This is a genomic window from Pseudomonas sp. H1_G08, from assembly GCF_054681355.1.
Window position 1 is genome coordinate 1296347 of the sequence record NZ_CP162822.1, and the last position, 18494, is coordinate 1314840.

15 protein-coding genes are annotated in these 18494 nt (G+C 58.5%); 9 read left to right on the forward strand and 6 right to left on the reverse strand.

Features of this window, described 5'->3' with window-relative positions:
• Nucleotides 1-30: 30 nt before the first annotated feature.
• From AB4N85_RS05900 to AB4N85_RS05910, 3 genes are all read right to left on the reverse strand, one after another.
• Nucleotides 31-1233, reverse strand: coding sequence for an NAD(P)/FAD-dependent oxidoreductase (locus AB4N85_RS05900; protein ID WP_095179611.1), 1203 nt, complete (start codon nt 1231-1233; stop codon nt 31-33).
• A gap of 223 nt (nt 1234-1456) precedes the next feature.
• On the reverse strand, nt 1457-1813 hold the full coding sequence (locus AB4N85_RS05905) for a response regulator transcription factor (RefSeq protein ID WP_056784799.1): 357 nt from the start codon (nt 1811-1813) through the stop codon (nt 1457-1459).
• Nucleotides 1814-1909: 96 nt separating this feature from the next.
• A complete protein-coding gene (locus AB4N85_RS05910; protein WP_252869235.1) occupies nt 1910-2914 on the reverse strand; it encodes a GlxA family transcriptional regulator in 1005 nt (334 codons plus the stop codon).
• Between the two features lie 199 nt (nt 2915-3113).
• Between AB4N85_RS05910 and AB4N85_RS05915 the strand changes: the two genes are divergently transcribed.
• Together AB4N85_RS05915 and AB4N85_RS05920 are read left to right on the forward strand one after the other, a co-directional pair.
• The gene (locus AB4N85_RS05915) at nt 3114-3785 is read left to right on the forward strand and encodes a response regulator transcription factor (protein ID WP_056784803.1); all 672 of its coding nucleotides are present in this window, start codon (nt 3114-3116) and stop codon (nt 3783-3785) included.
• A 56-nt stretch (nt 3786-3841) separates the two neighbouring features.
• Complete coding sequence (locus AB4N85_RS05920) at nt 3842-9304, forward strand: trifunctional serine/threonine-protein kinase/ATP-binding protein/sensor histidine kinase (RefSeq protein WP_252869236.1); 5463 nt, start codon at nt 3842-3844, stop codon at nt 9302-9304.
• Nucleotides 9305-9361: 57 nt separating this feature from the next.
• Here the strand turns inward: AB4N85_RS05920 and AB4N85_RS05925 are convergent, their stop codons facing one another.
• On the reverse strand, nt 9362-10126 hold the full coding sequence (locus AB4N85_RS05925; RefSeq protein WP_095179612.1) for an SDR family oxidoreductase: 765 nt from the start codon (nt 10124-10126) through the stop codon (nt 9362-9364).
• 116 nt (nt 10127-10242) lie between these two features.
• Here AB4N85_RS05925 and AB4N85_RS05930 point away from each other — a divergent pair, with 116 nt between their 5' ends.
• Complete coding sequence (locus tag AB4N85_RS05930) at nt 10243-11187, forward strand: GlxA family transcriptional regulator (protein WP_095179613.1); 945 nt, start codon at nt 10243-10245, stop codon at nt 11185-11187.
• Nucleotides 11188-11199: 12 nt separating this feature from the next.
• Here AB4N85_RS05930 and AB4N85_RS05935 read toward each other — a convergent pair whose 3' ends face one another.
• The gene (locus AB4N85_RS05935; RefSeq protein ID WP_056784810.1) at nt 11200-11967 is read right to left on the reverse strand and encodes a sulfite exporter TauE/SafE family protein; all 768 of its coding nucleotides are present in this window, start codon (nt 11965-11967) and stop codon (nt 11200-11202) included.
• 143 nt (nt 11968-12110) lie between these two features.
• Nucleotides 12111-13085 carry a hypothetical protein gene (locus tag AB4N85_RS05940; RefSeq protein WP_095179614.1) on the reverse strand — a complete coding sequence of 325 codons (975 nt, stop codon included), beginning with the start codon at nt 13083-13085 and terminating at the stop codon, nt 12111-12113.
• Between the two features lie 143 nt (nt 13086-13228).
• Between AB4N85_RS05940 and AB4N85_RS05945 the strand changes: the two genes are divergently transcribed.
• The 6 genes from AB4N85_RS05945 (at nt 13229) to AB4N85_RS05970 (ending at nt 18464) form a co-directional block, all read left to right on the forward strand.
• Complete coding sequence (locus tag AB4N85_RS05945; protein ID WP_252887710.1) at nt 13229-14095, forward strand: LysR family transcriptional regulator; 867 nt, start codon at nt 13229-13231, stop codon at nt 14093-14095.
• Between the two features lie 124 nt (nt 14096-14219).
• Nucleotides 14220-14780 (forward strand): nucleotidyltransferase family protein, encoded by a 561-nt coding sequence (locus tag AB4N85_RS05950; protein WP_460067348.1) that lies wholly within the window; start codon nt 14220-14222, stop codon nt 14778-14780.
• Between the two features lie 617 nt (nt 14781-15397).
• Nucleotides 15398-15757 (forward strand): DUF6124 family protein, encoded by a 360-nt coding sequence (locus AB4N85_RS05955; RefSeq protein ID WP_024012551.1) that lies wholly within the window; start codon nt 15398-15400, stop codon nt 15755-15757.
• Nucleotides 15758-15895: 138 nt separating this feature from the next.
• Nucleotides 15896-17437, forward strand: coding sequence for a phospholipase effector Tle1 domain-containing protein (locus tag AB4N85_RS05960; RefSeq protein WP_056784821.1), 1542 nt, complete (start codon nt 15896-15898; stop codon nt 17435-17437).
• Nucleotides 17437-18093 (forward strand): DUF2931 family protein, encoded by a 657-nt coding sequence (locus tag AB4N85_RS05965; protein ID WP_150635657.1) that lies wholly within the window; start codon nt 17437-17439, stop codon nt 18091-18093. Before AB4N85_RS05960 ends, AB4N85_RS05965 begins: the two co-directional genes overlap by 1 nt.
• Nucleotides 18094-18173: 80 nt before the next feature.
• A complete protein-coding gene (locus AB4N85_RS05970; RefSeq protein ID WP_056784826.1) occupies nt 18174-18464 on the forward strand; it encodes a hypothetical protein in 291 nt (96 codons plus the stop codon).
• The last annotated feature ends 30 nt before the right edge of the window (nt 18465-18494 follow it).

Genomic DNA, 18494 nt, shown 5'->3' on the forward strand with positions numbered 1-18494 from the left:
TTGTTCTCAGGGCTAAAGCGGAGGGTGAAATCAGGCTACAGGGATCAGCGGATCGGCGGCCGCGAGGGCGGCGCGACGTTCGGCGGCGGGCGGGTAGATCCACACCGTGTTGATCTGCGTCTTCAGCTCTTTGGCTTCGGCCTTCACCAGTTTCAGCTGACGATCCCAGCCTTCGGTGTACACCGCGCCCCAGGCGCCCAGATCCAGGCAAGTCACGTACTTGGGCTGGCGATACATTGTCGGAGCGACGCCGAGGATATCGGCGGCGGCGTTGTTGCCGGCGTAGCGACCCAGGCTGATCGCATGCTGGCAAGACATCGCGGCATAGTTGCCGAGGTCGTCAGTGGCGGCGCGAGCGACATCACCGGCGGCAAAGACGTGATCGATGCCGTGCACCTTGAGGTTGCCATCGACATGCAAGCGGCCCTGGCCATCGCGTTCGGCGTCGAGTTGTTCGGTGAGCGGGCTGGCGCGGAAACCTACGGTCCAGATCACGGTGTGGCTTTCGATGTGGCGGCCATCGGCGAGGGTGACGCCATTGGCATCCACAGCGGCAACGCTGGCATCGACGATCCATTCGATACCCAGGTCATTGGACGCCTCGATGATCGACGGGCGAATGCCATCGCCCATGGTCGCAGCGATGTCCTTGCTGCGATCGACAATGATCACGCGCAGGTCTTGATCCTCACCGAGAATCGCGCGCAGGCGCGCCGGCATTTCCGTCGCAGTTTCAATCCCGGTGAAACCGCCACCGGCGACCACCACGGTGTTGCGCGCAACGCTGGGCGGTTGGTTGCCGAGGGCGATGAGATGGCGTTCCAGACGCGCCGAGGATTCGATCTGATCGACATCGAACGCATGCTCCTTGAGGCCAACCACCGGAGGCCGAGCGAGCTGGCTGCCGCTGGCGAGAACCAGCCGATCGTAGGCCAGTTCACCCGGACGCCCGGCCTCGTCGCGGTAACCGATTCGGCGCGCCCGGGCGTCGATGCTTTCAGCGGTGCCTTTGACGAAGCGCACACCCACCGCATCGAACAGCGCGTCGAGCGGCGCGTACATGCTGTGCACGTCCGGCTCGTAGAAGCGCGGGCGAATACGCAATTCCGCTTGCGGGGCGAGCAGCGTGATCTCGACATCCTGACGGGCATGCATATCCAGCAAACGCGCAGCGCTCAGCGCACTCCACAGCCCGCCGAACCCTGCACCGATCACCAATAATTGCTGTTTCATAATGTGCTCCCTGACGCTGATGGATGGATGACACCCGAGTCCGATGCGGACTCTGGCGTGACGATCACTGGCCGCCGTAACTGCTTGCCGTACTGCCTGGCGCTCAATCGCCCGCTGTGTAGAGCCATGCTAGGGCGGGGAGGCTACGAGCGCAGTTGTCCATCGGTGTGCGTGGGGTACGCATGGGTGGAAGGGGGGTATACGAAGGTATGGGGAAAAAGGATCAACCCAGCGCTTTTTCCAGGCAGGCGAGCAAACGTTCAGCCTGAAATGGCTTGGCCAGACACGCGATGACCCCGGGTACGCTGTTGGGCATTTTGCCCGCATGCGCCGACACAAAAATCACCGGCATCCGCCAGCCTTGCGCCCGCAGTGCATCCAGCATCTGCAAACCACCCATGCCCGGCATCTGAATATCGGAAATCAAACAATCAGTCTGCGCCGGCCCGTCCGAGTCAAGGTAGTCCGCTGGCGCCGCATAGCAGAACACCTGATACCCCGACGCTCGCAGCAGGCTGCTCAGCGATGTGCGCATTGCCTCGTCGTCGTCCACTACCGCAATGACATGCGTCTTGTACATAAAGCTCCCGGGCCGGGCGGCCGAGCTGGTGACTCCTGTCGTTCTTGCACCATACGCTGATGGCCAGCGGGCAAAACTATACGTAGGTATAGCGGTTCAGCCATCGCGGCTGAAGCGACTGCGGTAGTCGCGCGGGGAGATCGACAGGTGGCGCTGGAAGCAGGCGCGCAGGCGTTCTTCATCGTTGAAGCCGCAGAGGCGGGCGATTCGTTCGATTTTGTGCGGGGAGTTTTCCAGCAGGCGTTTGGCCGCTTCGAGCCGGAACAGCTCGAGCGCTTTCGACGGTGTGCGCCCGGTGCGCGCTTTATAGACCCGCGTGAAGTTGCGCAGGCTCATTGCGGCTTGCTCGGCGAGGCGCTCCACCGTCAGATTCGGGTCGCCGAGGCGCTCCATGAGCCAAAGGTGCAGATCATCGAACATCGCAGCGTCCTGCGCCTGCGATTGCAGCAGCGTGCTGTATTGCGCCTGGCCGCCGGGGCGTTTGATGTACACCACCAATTCCCGCGCGACTTGCAACGTCACTTCACGGCCGTAATCGGCCTCTACCAGCGCCAGCGCCAGATCGATCCCGGCGGTGACTCCGGCCGAGGTCCAGACCTTGCCTTGCTGAATGAAGATCGCGTCGGCATCTACCTCGACCGCTGGAAAGCGATCGCGCAAAGCGTCGCACATCGCCCAGTGAGTGGCAGCGCGGCGGGCGTCGAGCAATCCGGCCTGAGCCAGCAGAAACGCACCACTGCACACCGAGACCACGCGGCGGGCGAGGTGAGCATGGTCCTGCAGCCAGTCGCTCAGTTCGCGGTGCTCCTCAAGGGTCTGGCAGATGTCAGGGGCGCCGGGCACGACCAGCGTGTCCGGCGCGGTGGTGTCGAGCGTGGTTAACGCTTGGGTGTCGATGGCCAGCCCTTCGACGGTCGGGATCAAGCCGCCGCTGAGGCTGGCGGTGTGCAGTTGATAACCGGGCTGCCCGCGCTCGACCAAGGCTTTGCTCGCCGCCCAGAACACGGTCTGCGCACCGCTGAGATCGAGCAGGCTCAGCCGTGGGTAGGCGATAAACACCACGTCGCGCGGGGCCGTTGTAAAAGCGGGATGAGTGGACATCGCGGGCCTGCCTGTTTGCAGCGCTAGAGGCGGGACTGCCTCAGCCTGGCCGATTTTCAGGGGTTTCTGGCCGGCCGGCAATGGTGCTGACTGTTAGCCTGATTGCTGACCGTCCGGCCGGTGTCTGGCTGCGGTGGCCATCCTGAACTAGATTTATTGACCAGCCCAATGCGTGCTGCGATCTCGCCGAGGAGACACAATGACCTTGTGGTCGCATTCCAGCCCTGCGCAAAGTCCCGATGTGCTCGGCGAACCAGTGGTGTACGTGGTCGATGACGATGCCTCGATGCGCCAGGCGCTCGACAGCTTGCTGCGCTCGATCGGCTTGCAGGTGCGAACCTTCGACAGCGCCGGAGATTTTCTCGCGCAAGCGCAACGTGAGGTACCCGGTTGCCTGGTGCTCGACGTGCGCCTGCGCGGCGAAAGTGGCCTGACGTTTCAGGAACAGATGGAAAAAAATGGCTTGCGCATCCCTGTGGTGTTCATGACCGGCCACGGCGACATCGCCATGAGCGTCAAGGCGATGAAGGCCGGCGCGGTGGATTTTCTGGCCAAGCCGTTCCGTGATCAGGACATGCTCGACGCCGTGGCCAGTGCGTTGGCTCGCGACCGTGCGCGGCTAGCAGCCGAACACTCCGGCGCCGTTTTGTGTCGGGCTTACCAAACCCTGACCGCACGTGAGCGCGAAGTGCTTGGCTTCGTCATTGCCGGGCTGATGAACAAACAGATTGCCGGACAGCTCAACCTCAGCGAGGTCACGGTCAAGGTCCACCGTGGCCAGGTCATGCGCAAAATGGCCGCACGTTCAGTGGCCGATCTGGTGCGTATCGCAGAAGCGCTGGGCATCGAGCCTGTCCAGCGCAACCCCTGAGCGCTGGCGACGTGCAACTCACCGTGCGGCAAAAAACCTGAGCAGTGTTGACGCAGATGGCCAGCAGAAAACAGATTTTGTGGGACGACGGCGAGCGGGTGCTGTCCCGTGAGCGCGGTTCGAATGATGGCAGCCTACTGGCGGTGCGTCCGGCGATGGGCCAGCCATTGCCGAGCACCCTGGAGCGTCTGGCGCATGAATACAGCCTCAGGGACGACCTCAATCCTGCCTGGGCGTTGCAGCCGACAGCTTTCGAGCGTACGGGCACCCGAGTTCGTCTGCTGTTCGACGATCCGGGTGGCGAGCCGTTGTCGCGATTGCTGGTCGCTCCGCTGGATATCGAAACCTGTCTGGAATTGGCCACGAACATCGCCAAGGCACTGGGCCATATGCATCAGTGTGGTCTGGTGCACAAAGACCTGAAACCGCAGCATGTCTTTGTCCATTGCCATGACGGGCAGGCGCGGCTGACCGGCTTCGGCCTGGCCACGCGCTTGCCACGGGAACGGCAAGCGCCCACGCCACCGGAATCTATCGCCGGCACGCTGGCTTACATGGCGCCGGAGCAAACCGGGCGGATGAATCGTTCGATCGATTCGCGTAGTGATCTGTATGCCTTTGGCGTGACGCTGTACCAGATGCTCACCGGCTCGCTGCCGTTCAGTGCCAGTGAACCGATGGAGTGGGTGCATTGCCATATCGCGCGGCTGCCAATGCCCGTGTGTGAACGGGTGGCGACGGTGCCGCCGATGTTCTCGCGAGTGGTCATGAAACTGCTGGCGAAAACTGCCGAGGAGCGCTATCAGAGCGCAGTCGGTGTCGAGCATGACTTGCGCCGTTGCCTCGATGACTGGCGCCGTATGCGGCAGATCGAGACGTTCACGTTGGACGAGCAGGGCGCCTGCGAGCGCTTGCTGATTCCGGAAAAACTCTACGGCCGCGAACACGAAGTGCAAACGTTGATCGATGCCTTCGCCAATGTGGTGCAGACAGGCGCGCCGACACTGGTGCTGGTATCCGGCTATTCCGGCATCGGCAAATCGTCGGTGGTCAGTGAACTGCACAAGGTGCTGGTGCCGTCGCGTGGCTTGTTCGCCGCCGGCAAGTTCGACCAGTACCAGCGCGACGTGCCTTATTCGACTCTGGTTCAGGCCTTTCAGGGGCTGGTGCGGACGCTGTTGGGCAAGCGCACCGACGTACTGGCGGGCTGGCGCGAAGCACTGTTGCGGGCACTGGAAGCGAATGCGCGGTTGATCACCGATCTGATCCCCGAACTCAAGCTGATCATCGGCGAGCCGCCGCCCGTGCCTGAGTTGGAGCCGCAACAGGCGCAGCAGCGGTTCCTTCAGGTCTTGCAGCGTTTTATCGGCGTGTTCGCTCAGTCCGAGCATCCGTTGGCGCTGTTCCTTGACGACCTGCAATGGCTCGACGCGGCCACCCTTGATCTGCTCGAAGATTTGCTCAGTCGCGCAGAGACCCCTCATCTGCTGCTGGTCGGTGCTTATCGCGACAACGAGGTAGATGGCGATCACCCACTCAGCCGCACACTCAAGACCCTGCATCACGCCGGCGTACACATTGACGAAATTCGTCTGGCGCCACTGGCTGGCGCGCACATCGAACAACTGATCAGCGAGTCACTGCGCTGCCCGCCGGCGAGCATTGTCGCGCTGGCGCGGCTGGTGCTGGACAAGACCGCTGGCAATCCGTTCTTCGTCATCCAGTTTCTGCACGCCCTGGCCGAGGAGAAGCTGCTGACATACGAGCCTGCGTGCCAGCGCTGGCGGTGGGATGTGCACCTGATCAACGGCAAGGGCTACACCGACAATGTCGTCGATTTGATGGTCGGCAAACTGGCGCGGCTGCCCCAGGAAACCCGCCAGGCGCTGCAACAACTGGCCTGCCTGGGCAACGTCGCGCGTCTCAACACGCTGGCCACAGTCCTTGATGTGCCGGTGCCTCACGTTCACTCCGCATTGTGGCCGGCGGTGCGGCTTGAGTTGGTCGAGCGTCAGGACGGTGCCTACAGGTTTGTGCATGATCGCATCCATGAGGCGGCGTATTCGCTGATCGCTGAAACCGAACGGGCGCAAATGCACTTGCGCATCGGCCGGCTGCTGGCACTGCAAACCCAGGGTGAGCGGCGCGAGGAGGCGATCTTCGAGATTGTCGGCCAGCTCAATCGCGGTGCGCATCTGATCAGCCTGCGTGCCGAGCGCGAGCAACTGGCCGAGTTCAACCTGCTCGCCGGCCAGCGAGCGAAGGCCTCGACCGCTTATACCTCAGCACTGACCTATCTGGGCGCCGGCGCAGAACTGTTGGGCGAGCAGGGTTATGACAGTCGGCATGAACTGGGTTTCGCTCTGGAGCTGAACCGTGCCGAGTGCGAATTTCTCACCGGCCAACTGCAGCTTGCCGACTCGCGCCTGGCGACATTGGCCGAGCGCGCCGTGACCACCGTCGAGCGCGCGGCGGTGGCGTGCCTGCAGATGGATGTCTACTTGCTGCTTGATCGCAGTGACCGGGCGGTGACGGTGTGTCTGGCCTTTCTGCGTCAGGTCGGCATCGATTGGCCAGCGCGTCCGGACGATATTCAGGTGCGCGACGAATATCAGCAGGTCTGGACCAGCCTGCGCGGGCGCAGTATCGAGCAGATGATCGACTTGCCGCTGATGGAGGATCCTGCCGCGCGGGCCACCCTCGATGCGCTGGGCAAACTCTTCGCGCCGGCGGTGCAGTCGGATCTGAACCTCGCCAGCCTGACCATTTGCAAAGCGATCAGCCTGAGCCTGCAATATGGCAACTGCGACGCCTCCTGCCTGCTCTATGCCAACTTCGGGCGCGTGTCGGGGCCGCGTTTTGGCGACTATGCCGCTGGTTATCGATTTGGCCGTCTGGGCTGCGATCTGGTTGATCGGCGCGGGCTCACGCGTTATGAGGCGAGCACCTGGTTGTGCTTCTCGATCTTCGTGGTGCGCTGGATGCGGCCAGTGCGCGAGTGCCGCGAACTGTTGCGCCGTGCGCTCAACGCGGCCCATCGCAGCGGCGATCTGCCGTATGCCGCGTTCGCCGGAAACAGCCTGATTTCCGATCTGTTGTTTATCGGCGAGCCGCTGGCCGAGGTGCAGGCGCAAGCGGAATCAGGGCTGGTCTATGCACAAAAGGTCGGTTTCGGTCTGGTGGCGGATTTCATGCGCTGCCAGTTGACGCTGATCCGCATGCTGCGCGGGCAGACGCCGACGTTCGGCTGTTTCGACGATGACGGGTTCGATGAAACAGCTGTCGAGGCGCATCTGGCCGGTTCGGCGGATCTGGCGCTGGCGCGCGGCAAGTACTGGGTACGCAAGTTGCAGGCGCGCTATCTGGCCGGGGATTACGCGGCGGCCGCTGAGTGCGCGGCCCAGGCGCAGGGACTTTTGTGGGTGGTTTCGGCGTTTTTCGAGGAGGCCGAATACCATTTCTACGCGGCGTTGACCTTGGCGGCCCACGGCGAAACTGACGCCGGTGCTTTGCAGCGTCTGGGTCAACATCATGAACAGTTGCAGACGTGGGCGCGCTTGTGTGCAGAGACCTTCGCCAGTCAGGTGGCGCTGGTCGGCGCGGAAATGGCGCGCGTCACCGGACAGTTGCTCGAAGCCGAATTGCAGTACGAGCAAGCCATTCAATTGGCTCAGGACAATGGTTTGCTCCATATCGAAGCGCTGGCCAACGAACTGGCCGCACGGTTCTACGGCGCTCGCGGGCTGGTCAGGATATCCCGGGTTTACCTGCGCGACGCACGCTACGCCTATCTGCGTTGGGGGGCTGCTGGCAAGGTGCGGGAGCTGGAGCGACGTCATCGTTTTCTGCGTGCCGAAGAGGCGCAACCGAATCCGGTCACCACGCTCATTACGCCAGTTGAACATCTCGACCTGGCAACGGTGCTCAAGGTCTCTCAAGCAGTCTCCGGCGAGATCGTCCTGGACCGTTTGATCGAAACGGTGATGCGCACCGCGATCGAACAGGCCGGGGCCGAGCATGGCCTGCTCATTTTGTTGAACGCCGACATTCCCTATGTCGCTGCGCGAACCCGTATCGGCGACGGTGCCACGCAGCTGTGCAACGCGCCGCTGCACACGGTGGCGCTGGCAGAGTCAGTGCTCTACCAGACGCTGCGCACCGGCGAAAACCTGTGCCTGGACGACGCGGTTGCCGATCCGCTGTTCGCCGCTGATCCATACGTTCAGCAACGAGGCGCGCGCTCGATCCTGTGCCTGGCATTGATGAATCAGGCGCGGGTCGCCGGGGCGCTGTATCTGGAAAACAACCTGTCCGCCGGGGTGTTCAGCCCGACGCGTCTCGCCGTGTTGCGCCTGGTGGCGTCGCAGGCAGCGATCTCGCTGGACAACGCGCGCCTGTACCGCGACCTCGCCGAGCGAGAAGCGAAGATCCGTCGGCTGGTCGACGCCAACATCATCGGCATCATCGTCTGGGGCGTGGAAGGGGAAATCATCGAGGCCAATGACGCGTTCCTGCGCATGGTCGGTTACACCCGTGATGAGTTGCTTTCGGGCAGTGTCCATTGGCGTGACATGACCCCGCCGGCGATACGCGCTAACAGCGATATTGCACTGGCAACGGCGATCCACACTGGCCGGGCCCAGCCATTCGAAAAGGAGTACATCCGCAAGGACGGCAGTCGGCTGCCGGTGATTGTCGGTCTGGCTGCCTTCGAAGCGAGTCAGCAACAGGGCCTGGCCTTTGTGCTGGATATCAGCGAACGCAAGCTGGCTGAAGAGCAAGTGCGCGAAGGCGAGCGTCGTTATCGTCAGGTGCAAACGGAACTGGCCCACGCCAATCGTGTGGCAACCATGGGTCAGTTGGCCGCATCGATTGCCCACGAAGTCAATCAGCCGATCGCCGCCACGGTGACCCATGCTAATGCCGCGTTGCGCTGGCTCGGTGCAAAGCCACCAAATATCAACGAGGTCGAGCAGGGCCTGCGGCATATCATTCTCGACGGCAACCGCGCCGCCGACGTACTCGGGCGCATCCGCGCGCTGATTCACAAAACGCCACCGCAGCGTCAGCCTGTCAGCCTCAATCTGCTGATTGAAGAAATGGTCGGTTTCAGCCGGGGCGAAGCGCTCAAGCACGGCGCCGAAGTCAGCGTTGAGCTGGCGGCAGATTTGCCTTTCGTAGTGGCGGACCGGGTCGAACTGCAACAGGTGTTGCTCAACCTGATCATCAACAGCCTCGAAGCCATGACGATCATGGCAGAGGGGCAGCGACGTCTGCTGATTCGCAGTGAGGCGCTGGGCGATAACGTGCACATCAGCGTCAGCGATTCGGGGCCGGGCTTTGCCTGCGAGCGGGCGGAGCAAGTGTTCACGGCGTTCTTCACAACCAAATCCACCGGGCTGGGCATGGGCCTGTCGATTTGCCGCACGATCATTGAAGGACATGGCGGCAAATTGTGGGCCGAGCGCAATGAGCCGAGGGGGGCGCGGGTGGTGTTTGGCTTGCCGCGTTGTGAATGAACATGATCAACAGCCAGGCTACCCGGGCATTGAGCCCGGATGTTTCTGTCGGTGAGTTCAGGCCACCGGAATAGGATTTTCCAGCAGCGACAGGTTGAACTGCTCGATCAACCCGTGCTCGTTCGCGCCCTGGTTGGCTCGCAGCGGCAGCACTCGGTCGACCAGCACTTCGGTGGTGGCGGTTTCCAGCTTGATCAGGGTTTCCTCGATGAACTCGTCCAGCGGCATGGCGCGCTCGTCGCCGCTCTTGTGGATCAGGTCGGTATCGACCCAAGGTGGCGCGATTTCCAGGACCTTGACGCTGGTGTCGCGCAGCATGAAACGTTGCGACAGCGAGTAGGAATGGATCGCCGCTTTGGTCGCCGAATACAGCGCCGTGGTCGCCAGCGGCAGGTAGGCCAGCACCGAGCTGTTGTTGATGATGTAGGCCTCGGGCTGGCGCTTGAGGTGTTCGACGAACGCCGCGCTGACGCGCACCGGGCCGAGCAGGTTGGTCTGCAACAGACCGACGGCCTGTTCATCGTCGTAGTCGCCGGAACCCGCGTTGTCGAAGGGCATGATCCCGGCGTTGTTGATGATTACGTTCAACGACGGATGGCGGCGGATGACTTCGGCGGCGACGTCGTTGATCTGCTGCGCATCGTTGATGTCCAGCTGCACGGTATCGATGCCCGGGTTGGCCTGGGCAATCTCTGCCAGCAGGGCCTGGCGACGGCCAGCGATGATGACCTTGTTGCCGCGCTGATGCAGGGCCTCGGCCAGTGCGCGGCCGATGCCGGAAGTGCCGCCGGTGATGAAGATCGTGTTGGCTTCAAGTTTCATGAGCTGCGTCCCGCAAGTGGATTGATTGGCATGTGAACCATGATGGAGAAAACCTGCTCCGACCTGAATGACGTATGTGGTAGTGTTTCAGGACATTCAACAAACGGAGCGCGACCATGCATCGAGTCGGCTATCTGCTCACGGAAGGTTTTCAGGTCATGGCGCTGGCGACCCAGTCGGTGTTCGAGTTCGCCAACATCGTCACCGGCAAAGCCGTGTACAAGGTGCAGAACTTTTCCCAGGCCGGCGGCATCGTCAGCTCCTCGCTGGGCTTGCACGTCGATACGTTGCCGCTGACGCAAGCGGGGCTGGCCGACAGTTGGCTGGTGGCGGGAACGCTGACACCGATGACGCCGCCCGATGCTGACGTGCTGCACAGCGTGCGCGGGCTCGCCGACGGCGCACGCCGCGTGGCCGGCATCTGCACCGGCTCGTTCGTACTGGCGCAGGCCGGTGTACTGGATAATCGCCGCGTGACCACGCACTGGGCGTTCGCCCCGGCGCTGCGCAGGATGCATCCCTCGGTGAATGTCGAGGACGACCGGATCTTTATTATCGACGGCCCGGTGTGGACGTCGGCGGGCATGACCGCTGGTGTCGACATGGCGTTGGGCATGGTTGAAAAAGATCTGGGCAGCGACATTGCGCGCTCGGTGGCCCATCGGCTGGTGATGCATCAGCGCCGCTCGGGCGGGCAGTCGCAGCACTCGGAATTGCTGTCGCTGTCACCCAAATCCGATCGCATTCAGAGTGCGCTGGATTACGCGCGCAAGCACCTCAATCGCCCGCTGAGTGTCGAAGAACTGGCCGAGGTGGTGCACCTGAGTCCGCGGCAATTCACCCGGGTGTTTACCGCCGAAACCGGCCAGTCTCCAGCCAAGGCGATAGAGAGCCTAAGGCTGGAAGCAGCGCGTTTGCTGATCGAGCAAAGCAGTCACAGTCTGGATGTGGTCGCCAGAGAAACCGGGTTTCGTGACCGCCGGCACATGCGCGAGGTGTTCATGCGCGGGTTTGGCGTGCCGCCGCAGGCGGTGCGGCGCGATTCGCGGCGGATGGTATGACGTGACCAGGGTCTACGAAAAAATGTTGACCCCCATTCTGCCGATCAGGAATACGAGCAGGATCAGGAAAAAAACTCTGATGAAACTGCTTCCATAACGTAATGCCAAAAAGACACCGGTCAGTGCACCGGCCATATTGCATAAAGCAACTATGCCGCCAATCGCCCACAAGACATTACCGGAGGGGATAAAAAATATGAGCGCAGCGCTGAACGTCCCCAGGTTGACCAGTTTTGCAGAGGCTGATGCATTGAGGAAATCAAAGCCAAAGACCTTGACGAAGATAAACAGCAGCAGGCTGCCACTGCCCGGGCCGAAGACACCATCGTAGAAACCGATCAGGCTGCCAAAGAAAACTCCAAGGCAAATGTCTTTCGTTCCGAAGTGGCGGTCTTTGCCTGCCAAACCAAGTTTTTTTTCCATAAACGTGTAGATAGCCATGACTATCAATATGAAAAAGACAACGATCTCCATCAATCTTTTAGGAACAAGGGATACCGAGAGAGCTCCGAGAAAAGAAAATAAAAAAGCGGCGAGCATGGTCGGAAGCATTAAATTCCAGCGAATTTTTATGCGCTTCAGGTAACCCGATATTGATGAAATATTGCCTGCCAGAACGGCCAGTTTGTTGGTGCCGAAAATGGTGGCAAGGCTGTACTGGGGTAGAGCATGTAGAAGTGCCGGCACCTGTACCAGGCCCCCGCCACCGACCGCAGCGTCTATCAGGCCACCACAAAACGCGAAGAAACCCAATGCAAGAACAGCGTGTTCAACATCCATGCGATAGATCCCTGCGGAACGTCATTTGGCCGGAAGGTTCATGAGTCGCTCGTGGTTTGGTTTAAATATCGTCAAAACATGCCGATCATTCTCCAAGCTCACATTATGAGAGTTCATCGGCATGCTTCGTTAATCCATAGAGATCAACAGGTCATAATCCGATGCATGGCGGAGAATGCATTGCCGACTCTTTCATTGTAATTGAGCATGATGCCCTTCAGTCGCGCAGGCTTGAATTCCAGACCTACCGTCTGACCGTAAGCTTGCGCGGCCGCCAAGGCATGCAATCCGTGTTTGTTCTCAACTTCTCCGGAGTGCCCCATTACGTAGCCTTTGGCGTTACGCAGGTTTTGCGTGTTTGTCCTCAAGAACGGATTGGCCGCGAGGAGTTTTGCTTCAATATATTGAGCGATGAAATTGTATTCACGACCGTTCCACAGTTCAGATGAGATTGAAACCATCATCGCATCCATAATTGAAGATTTGTGTTCCTGCGAGTTTAGTGCCGTTTTATGCTTGGCGACCCCGGTGTTGTATAGGAAGTCCGCGAAGTCATTGCATTCAGCAATTTTGAATTGTTCTTCAACCCAGGCTGACGCACCAAAAGCTGCAGTCATGTAGTTGTACATTCCGTCATGGCCCTGATGTCCAAGACCGAAATCATCTTTCGCCACTTCATGCATATGCGCCATGACATTGTGGTAACCCTCACGTCTGTCGGCAGATACCGATATCGCATCCGCCGACAGGCGCATGATGATTTTTGCCGAGACAAGGCTGGTGGTTTTATGGGTTTCATTCCACCCATTGAAAAAGCTCAATACCGACGAGTCTATTACTGGCTTTTCGAGGAACGCCCTGAATGCGCTTTCAGCCGCCAGTTGCGCGTCTTGCGTGATGGAATGATTGAGTACCTCAAGCATGGCGTCCTGTATCTCAGCAACGTTGCCGACGCAGGCCAGCAACGGTTGACGCCGTTGGTTTTCTTCTAAGGTACGTCCGGGAATTTTCAAGTTGCGTATGTGCTTGGGCAGGGCCTGGATAAATGTCTCGCCAAATTCTTGCATGGATTTATGTTCAAGCGGTTCCAAACGACTCTGTGGCGATGCTGAGCTCATGATGTGTCCTTCTCCCTAAAGACCTATGAAATGTTTGGTTTTAACGCACTTTCTTGCCTTGCAGCGGCGAAATTAGCCCGATTTGTTGGCCTGCGACAAGTGACTTATACTGACCAAATCATTCATTTTTAATGAGCGTTTACATGGAGTTTTCGCAACTGGTCATGTTCAAGGCAGTAGCCGATCTGGGCAGTATCGTCCGTGCCTCGGAGCGATTGCACTGCGTGCCGTCCAACATCACCAACCGCATCAAGCTTCTGGAACGTGAGCTTGGAGTTGACCTGTTTATAAGGAAAGGCAGAGGATTGATCATCAGCCCTTCAGGTCGGCTTTTTCTCGGCTATACCAACAAAATCCTGTCTTTGTGCGAAGAATCGCAACGAGCGCTTGATCCGTCGTCAGCTCCTTCGGGAGAACTCAGGATTGGTGCCATAGAATCATCCGCTACCGGCCGGTTACCCAAAGTGCTATCCAGGTTTCATCAACTTTATCCGGCTGTACAAATGCAATTCAGCACTGGCGATTGGTCACAATTATCCGCAGAAGTGGTCAACTACACGTTGGACGGGGCAATAATTGCCGTCAGGCCAGAACATCCGGACATCGAGAGTCTGGAGATCTATGAAGAGGATCTAGTGGTGATTGCCTCGCCGTCCGCGGGGGTGATAAACCAGCCAGAGGACCTGCGCGGTGTGGATTTATTCATGTGGCCTGAAGGATGTCCCTACAGAAAGGCTTTGGTAACCTGGCTGGAACGGTACAAAGTTTTCAATCCGATAACAAGCATAGCCAGTTATGGCACCATCCTTGGCTGCGTAAGTTCAGGCGCCGGGATATCGTTGGTGCCCAGAGGCATGTTTGAACAGTTCCGCCAGCTCGGCGGTATTCAAGGATTCTTCTTCAATGACTTAAAGCCTGTGCAGAATTATTTTATCTGGAACAGGCACGTTGAATCTAATCGCGCAAAAGACAAGTTTGCCGATTTGCTTAAGGAAGAGTTCAAGGTTTGAGAAGTGGTCGGCAGTTGGCCCTATCCTGCAAAGTTCGCCTGCACTCGTCATTCAGCACAAGGGACCGAGCGCTTACAGAGATCACTGATAGGCTCTCGCAACCATGGTCATTGGATTGAAATAAATGAATCTGGAAGCGCAACTGCGGGATCTGATTGCTGAAGATCCCGTCCGCATGCACATCTTGCGCATCGTCAGGGTTCTCAACTTGCCGGACTGCTGGGTTGCCGCAGGTTTTGTGCGCAGCCTGGTTTGGGATCATCTGCATCAGCGCCAACCTTCGCCGTTGCCCGAGGACATTGATGTCATATGGTTTGACAGAACACGTCCCGGTGATCAAACGGATTTGGCCGTGGAGGTCGAGCTTGCAGCACTGTGCAGTGACTTGAAGTGGTCGGTGAAAAACCAGGCACGCATGCACCAGCGGAACGCCGATGCGCCTTATGGGGCGGCTGCGGATGCAATGACGTTCTGGCCGGAAACTGCTACGGCAGTAGGTGTCAGGCTTGATCGGCATGGTGCGATAGAGGTTTCGGCGCCGTTGGGGCTGGAGGATTTGTTTGCGCTGAAAGTGCGGCCAACCGCCCGATTTGAAAGTGATAAATACGTGGTGTTTCTGGAGCGCCTGCAGTCGAAGAGATGGCTCGAGATCTGGCCGAAATTGACGCTCGTAACGCAGGGTTGATGCCGCCCCGATTGATCGTTTAAACCGATAAGGAAATCTTTATGCATCCCGACCTTTCGTAGAGCGCTCGGGTTTTTGATTGAGGCTTTGAAGTACCAGGGACAACTAGCGGCACACGACCGAGGAGCAAAATGGAGATTGACCCGCTGCTTAAGAAGCGACAGTTGAATGTGCAGGAGCAGAATGCTGTGACTGCCCATCGCCTGATCCCCTTGTAGGAGTGAGCCTGTTCGCGATGACGCCAGCCCATTGACCGCCACATAAACAGAAAACCCTTAGCCCGTTTAAACAGTAAATCAAGCATTAAGCAAACGGCTACAACGCCTTGCGCCATTCCCTACGACTACGCCAGAATCCGCCGGCTTGTGCGTCTAGGTCGCGGGTTCTATCGTCTGTCGGTCGCTGAAAAACAGTGATCGGGTTTGGTAGCCCGCCATAACTAGTCGCATCGCGCACCGTTCGCAGACCGGCTTCAGGTCGCTGCTCAATGGTGGCCATGCGCAGGACACCTTCGGGTGTGCCGGTTCCTAGTTACCGGTCTACCAACCCGCGTATGGCCGCCACCTTCGTTTGGTAGCGAATGTGAAGGCTCCTTTTAGCTAACTAGGAGTTTCACCATGTTCAAAGTCACACCCAATCCCCCAACCACCGACCCCGCATCCCCCTACGAATCAAGTGCATCGAAAAAACTACACGAAGCCGCCGAACGCGCCCTCGATCACTACCTCGGCCCGGCAGACATCCTGGCCAGCACCAACACCCCGGAACAGATGTTCCTCGCCAACCCGAAATACGACACCGAATCCCTGCTGGCCAACGCCAGCGAATCCCTCGGCTCGGCCACCACCATGCTCTACGACTTCGCCGCGCTGCTCGACAACCCGCGCCGCAAAACCCTGCTAGGCATCGCCCAGGTCGTCATGCTCGGCGAAATCGCGGTCAATCAGGCTTTGGACAAAGTCGAAATAGCCAAATAACCCGCAATGCGACGAGCGCAAAACCTCGTCGCAACACCCGGGCGCACCACGGCTGGCACACGGCCACGGCTTGCACCACCCGGGCTCGACTGTCACCCTTCGGGCCGTTCTTCAAGGATCAGAACAAGGAATCAAGGATTGAGTGGTTACGTTCCAAACCCGCCGAAAAACTACCGCTACGAACAAGCCAAACCCGTCGACCTGCACGCCCAGCACTGGGCCGAATATGAGAAGCACGGGAAAGAGCCCGCGCGCGAGCCTGAGAAGATAGGCATTGCGTTGAGGATCGGGGTTTTCTTTGATGGCACTGGCAACAATGCGAACAACTCTGCTGCGGGGTTGTTGTGTGGTGCTCAGCATCCGATTGCGCCTGAGGATATTCCTCCCAGTTGTCAGCCCTATATGGGAGATCCGGACAGCAGTTATGGCTCTGGCGCGACGAATATCAAAAAACTTGCCGATCTGTATTACGAGGCTCCGATTGCTGATGGAGAAGGGCCTATAAAACAGGTGTCACGCCCGTTATATATCGAAGGCATCGGTACTCAATCCAACGAGAAAGACAGTATCGTCGGTCAAAGCACGGGACGTGGAGAGACGGGAGTAGCCGGTAGGGTGCAGACTTCGTTTACGTTCATCAAACAGGTTGTTGAAGACGCCCTGCAAGAAAATCCGAACAGTGAAATTGCCTCGCTAACTTTTGACACTTTTGGATTCAGTCGAGGTGCAGCGGCGGCACGTCATTTCTGCAATGAAATTGTACGAGGCAAGCAGGGGCCGTTAAGGGATCTGCTTAGCACTTACGCCCATAATTTCAGCCGCACCTTTCTAGATCAATATGGCAGCAGTATCCGAATGGGCTTCATCGGTCTATTCGACACCGTGCCGTCTATTGCCGGTTTCACTAATTTCGGTAGAGTGCAAAGCCCCATTGCTCCGGGCATTAAACTGTATCTCGACCCTCGCTTCTTCAAGGATGTTGTCCACTTGGTGGCGCGCGATGAATGTCGTGCCAATTTCGCCCTCAGCAATGTCAATCCCGATTATCCAGAATATGTTTTTCCGGGCGTGCATTCGGATATCGGTGGTAGCTATCTCGACGAAGTCGAGGAATGCGTATTGGTCAGTCCCATGCAGAGACTTGATGTATGGAGCAACACTGACGTTCAATCAACTTCGATCTATCAGGACGCCGCGATGGTGAAAAAACAATGGGTCGCCAAAGGATGGCCTGCAGATCTGTTGGAAATCGTAACGCCCCCCGCGCTTGCTTTGCCGCCCGATCCGCAAGATCGTTTCGGGCCTAAACACAAACGTGTATACGCTGGGCTTCAGCTCAAACGCCCGGTCAGTGGCAAACTCTCAAGGGTTTATTTGAGAGTCATGTATCAATTGGCCAAAGAAAAAGGTGTTCCTCTCCACGATATTCCCGAACGACCCGAGTACGCCGTTCCCCAGGAGCTGCAACCGCTTTGTGAAAGATTCATCGCCGGTGACTTCAGCACCACAGCTGAAGAGGAGAAATTGCTGCAATTGAAATACATCCACACATCTGCCAACTGGAATCACCCGCAAGGAAGGCGGGACGGCAGCGGCCTGAAAGCTGTTTATATCAATTCACCAACGGAAAATGGCATTCGCATGCAGCATCCTCATGTAGCTGACTGGAAGCTTTGGTAATGAGAATATTCTTGGCTCTACTGGGCGTTTTGGCCTTTACCGGCTGTCACGCGACAGGCTCCAATTCAGGTGAAAACGATCCCAAATATCCTTGGTGGGAACTGGCGTTTATCAAGCCCAATTTCATGAACGTTTGGGTCGAAGACAGCTCAGTGGAAGACATCAACGGTCGAACGTTTCTGCGAGCCGGGGGAGGAAACGCCAGCGGCGCTGAACCAAATGACGACAAAGAATCCGCGCGCGGTTGGGTAGGTGTGGGAGGTACGGGGAAACCGGTTATTGGCGCAGATCTGCCCAAGCGAATTTTCGTCCGTTGGCAGTCTATACCCGAGCAAAAAACCTACCGGGCTTGGGTGGATTTTCCTGAGGAAGCCAGACGAGTAATGGTGACATCTACCCATCAGCGCTGCGCCGAAACTCCCGACAGGACAGCGCGCTTCATGGCTTCTGTGTATTTGGGACTCGCACCAGGTGGCATAGTCCAGGTCTGGGTCAGAGATCAGTGTCGACGCCCGATCAAAGTCGCCCGCACCCAAGCAGAGTTGGAACCGCTGGGGCCGGAGTTGGGCAAGAACGGTGGTCAGTATGCCTATCCCGTGAGTGAAAAGGCCAAACGATACATTGATAAGTTCGGCATCCCGTACGGTAGCTGGTAAATGACGTGGATGGAGCAGCATCTACTTTTCAGGCGCCAGACCGTTTCAATTTCACTGGGTCGAATTAGCGGGGCGGCGTCTTGAGAATAGAAAAGGCCGACCGTTTCGATGATGTCGACTACGGCGCAGGCTATGAGTATCGAGGTTTCAATTACCTGATTCTGGATGGTGTCGATGAGTTTCTCGTCAGAATTTACGATGACCAACCCGGTGGCGCGACGGTTGTGCGCCCTGCCATGACCACAAGCACCAGACTCAGGAGGCTGGCGGAATTCTTACGAACGGAGCTGGAGGTAACTGCGATTTATCTCTACAAGGGTGAAATAGGAAGCTATGTCCAGGTAGACCTCGAGAGCCTGCAATTCTGCTGATCCGGTATCGAGCCGGGGGCGATAAGCAGG

Bases quoted from the DNA above. Each gene is read 5' to 3' on its own strand.
- AB4N85_RS05900 (WP_095179611.1), bottom strand. From the start codon at position 1,233: ATGAAACAGCAATTATTGGTGATCGGTGCAGGGTTCGGCGGGCTGTGG.
- AB4N85_RS05905 (WP_056784799.1), bottom strand. From the start codon at position 1,813: ATGTACAAGACGCATGTCATTGCGGTAGTGGACGACGACGAGGCAATG.
- AB4N85_RS05910 (WP_252869235.1), bottom strand. From the start codon at position 2,914: ATGTCCACTCATCCCGCTTTTACAACGGCCCCGCGCGACGTGGTGTTT.
- AB4N85_RS05915 (WP_056784803.1), top strand. From the start codon at position 3,114: ATGACCTTGTGGTCGCATTCCAGCCCTGCGCAAAGTCCCGATGTGCTC.
- AB4N85_RS05920 (WP_252869236.1), top strand. From the start codon at position 3,842: ATGGCCAGCAGAAAACAGATTTTGTGGGACGACGGCGAGCGGGTGCTG.
- AB4N85_RS05925 (WP_095179612.1), bottom strand. From the start codon at position 10,126: ATGAAACTTGAAGCCAACACGATCTTCATCACCGGCGGCACTTCCGGC.
- AB4N85_RS05930 (WP_095179613.1), top strand. From the start codon at position 10,243: ATGCATCGAGTCGGCTATCTGCTCACGGAAGGTTTTCAGGTCATGGCG.
- AB4N85_RS05935 (WP_056784810.1), bottom strand. From the start codon at position 11,967: ATGGATGTTGAACACGCTGTTCTTGCATTGGGTTTCTTCGCGTTTTGT.
- AB4N85_RS05940 (WP_095179614.1), bottom strand. From the start codon at position 13,085: ATGAGCTCAGCATCGCCACAGAGTCGTTTGGAACCGCTTGAACATAAA.
- AB4N85_RS05945 (WP_252887710.1), top strand. From the start codon at position 13,229: ATGGAGTTTTCGCAACTGGTCATGTTCAAGGCAGTAGCCGATCTGGGC.
- AB4N85_RS05950 (WP_460067348.1), top strand. From the start codon at position 14,220: ATGAATCTGGAAGCGCAACTGCGGGATCTGATTGCTGAAGATCCCGTC.
- AB4N85_RS05955 (WP_024012551.1), top strand. From the start codon at position 15,398: ATGTTCAAAGTCACACCCAATCCCCCAACCACCGACCCCGCATCCCCC.
- AB4N85_RS05965 (WP_150635657.1), top strand. From the start codon at position 17,437: ATGAGAATATTCTTGGCTCTACTGGGCGTTTTGGCCTTTACCGGCTGT.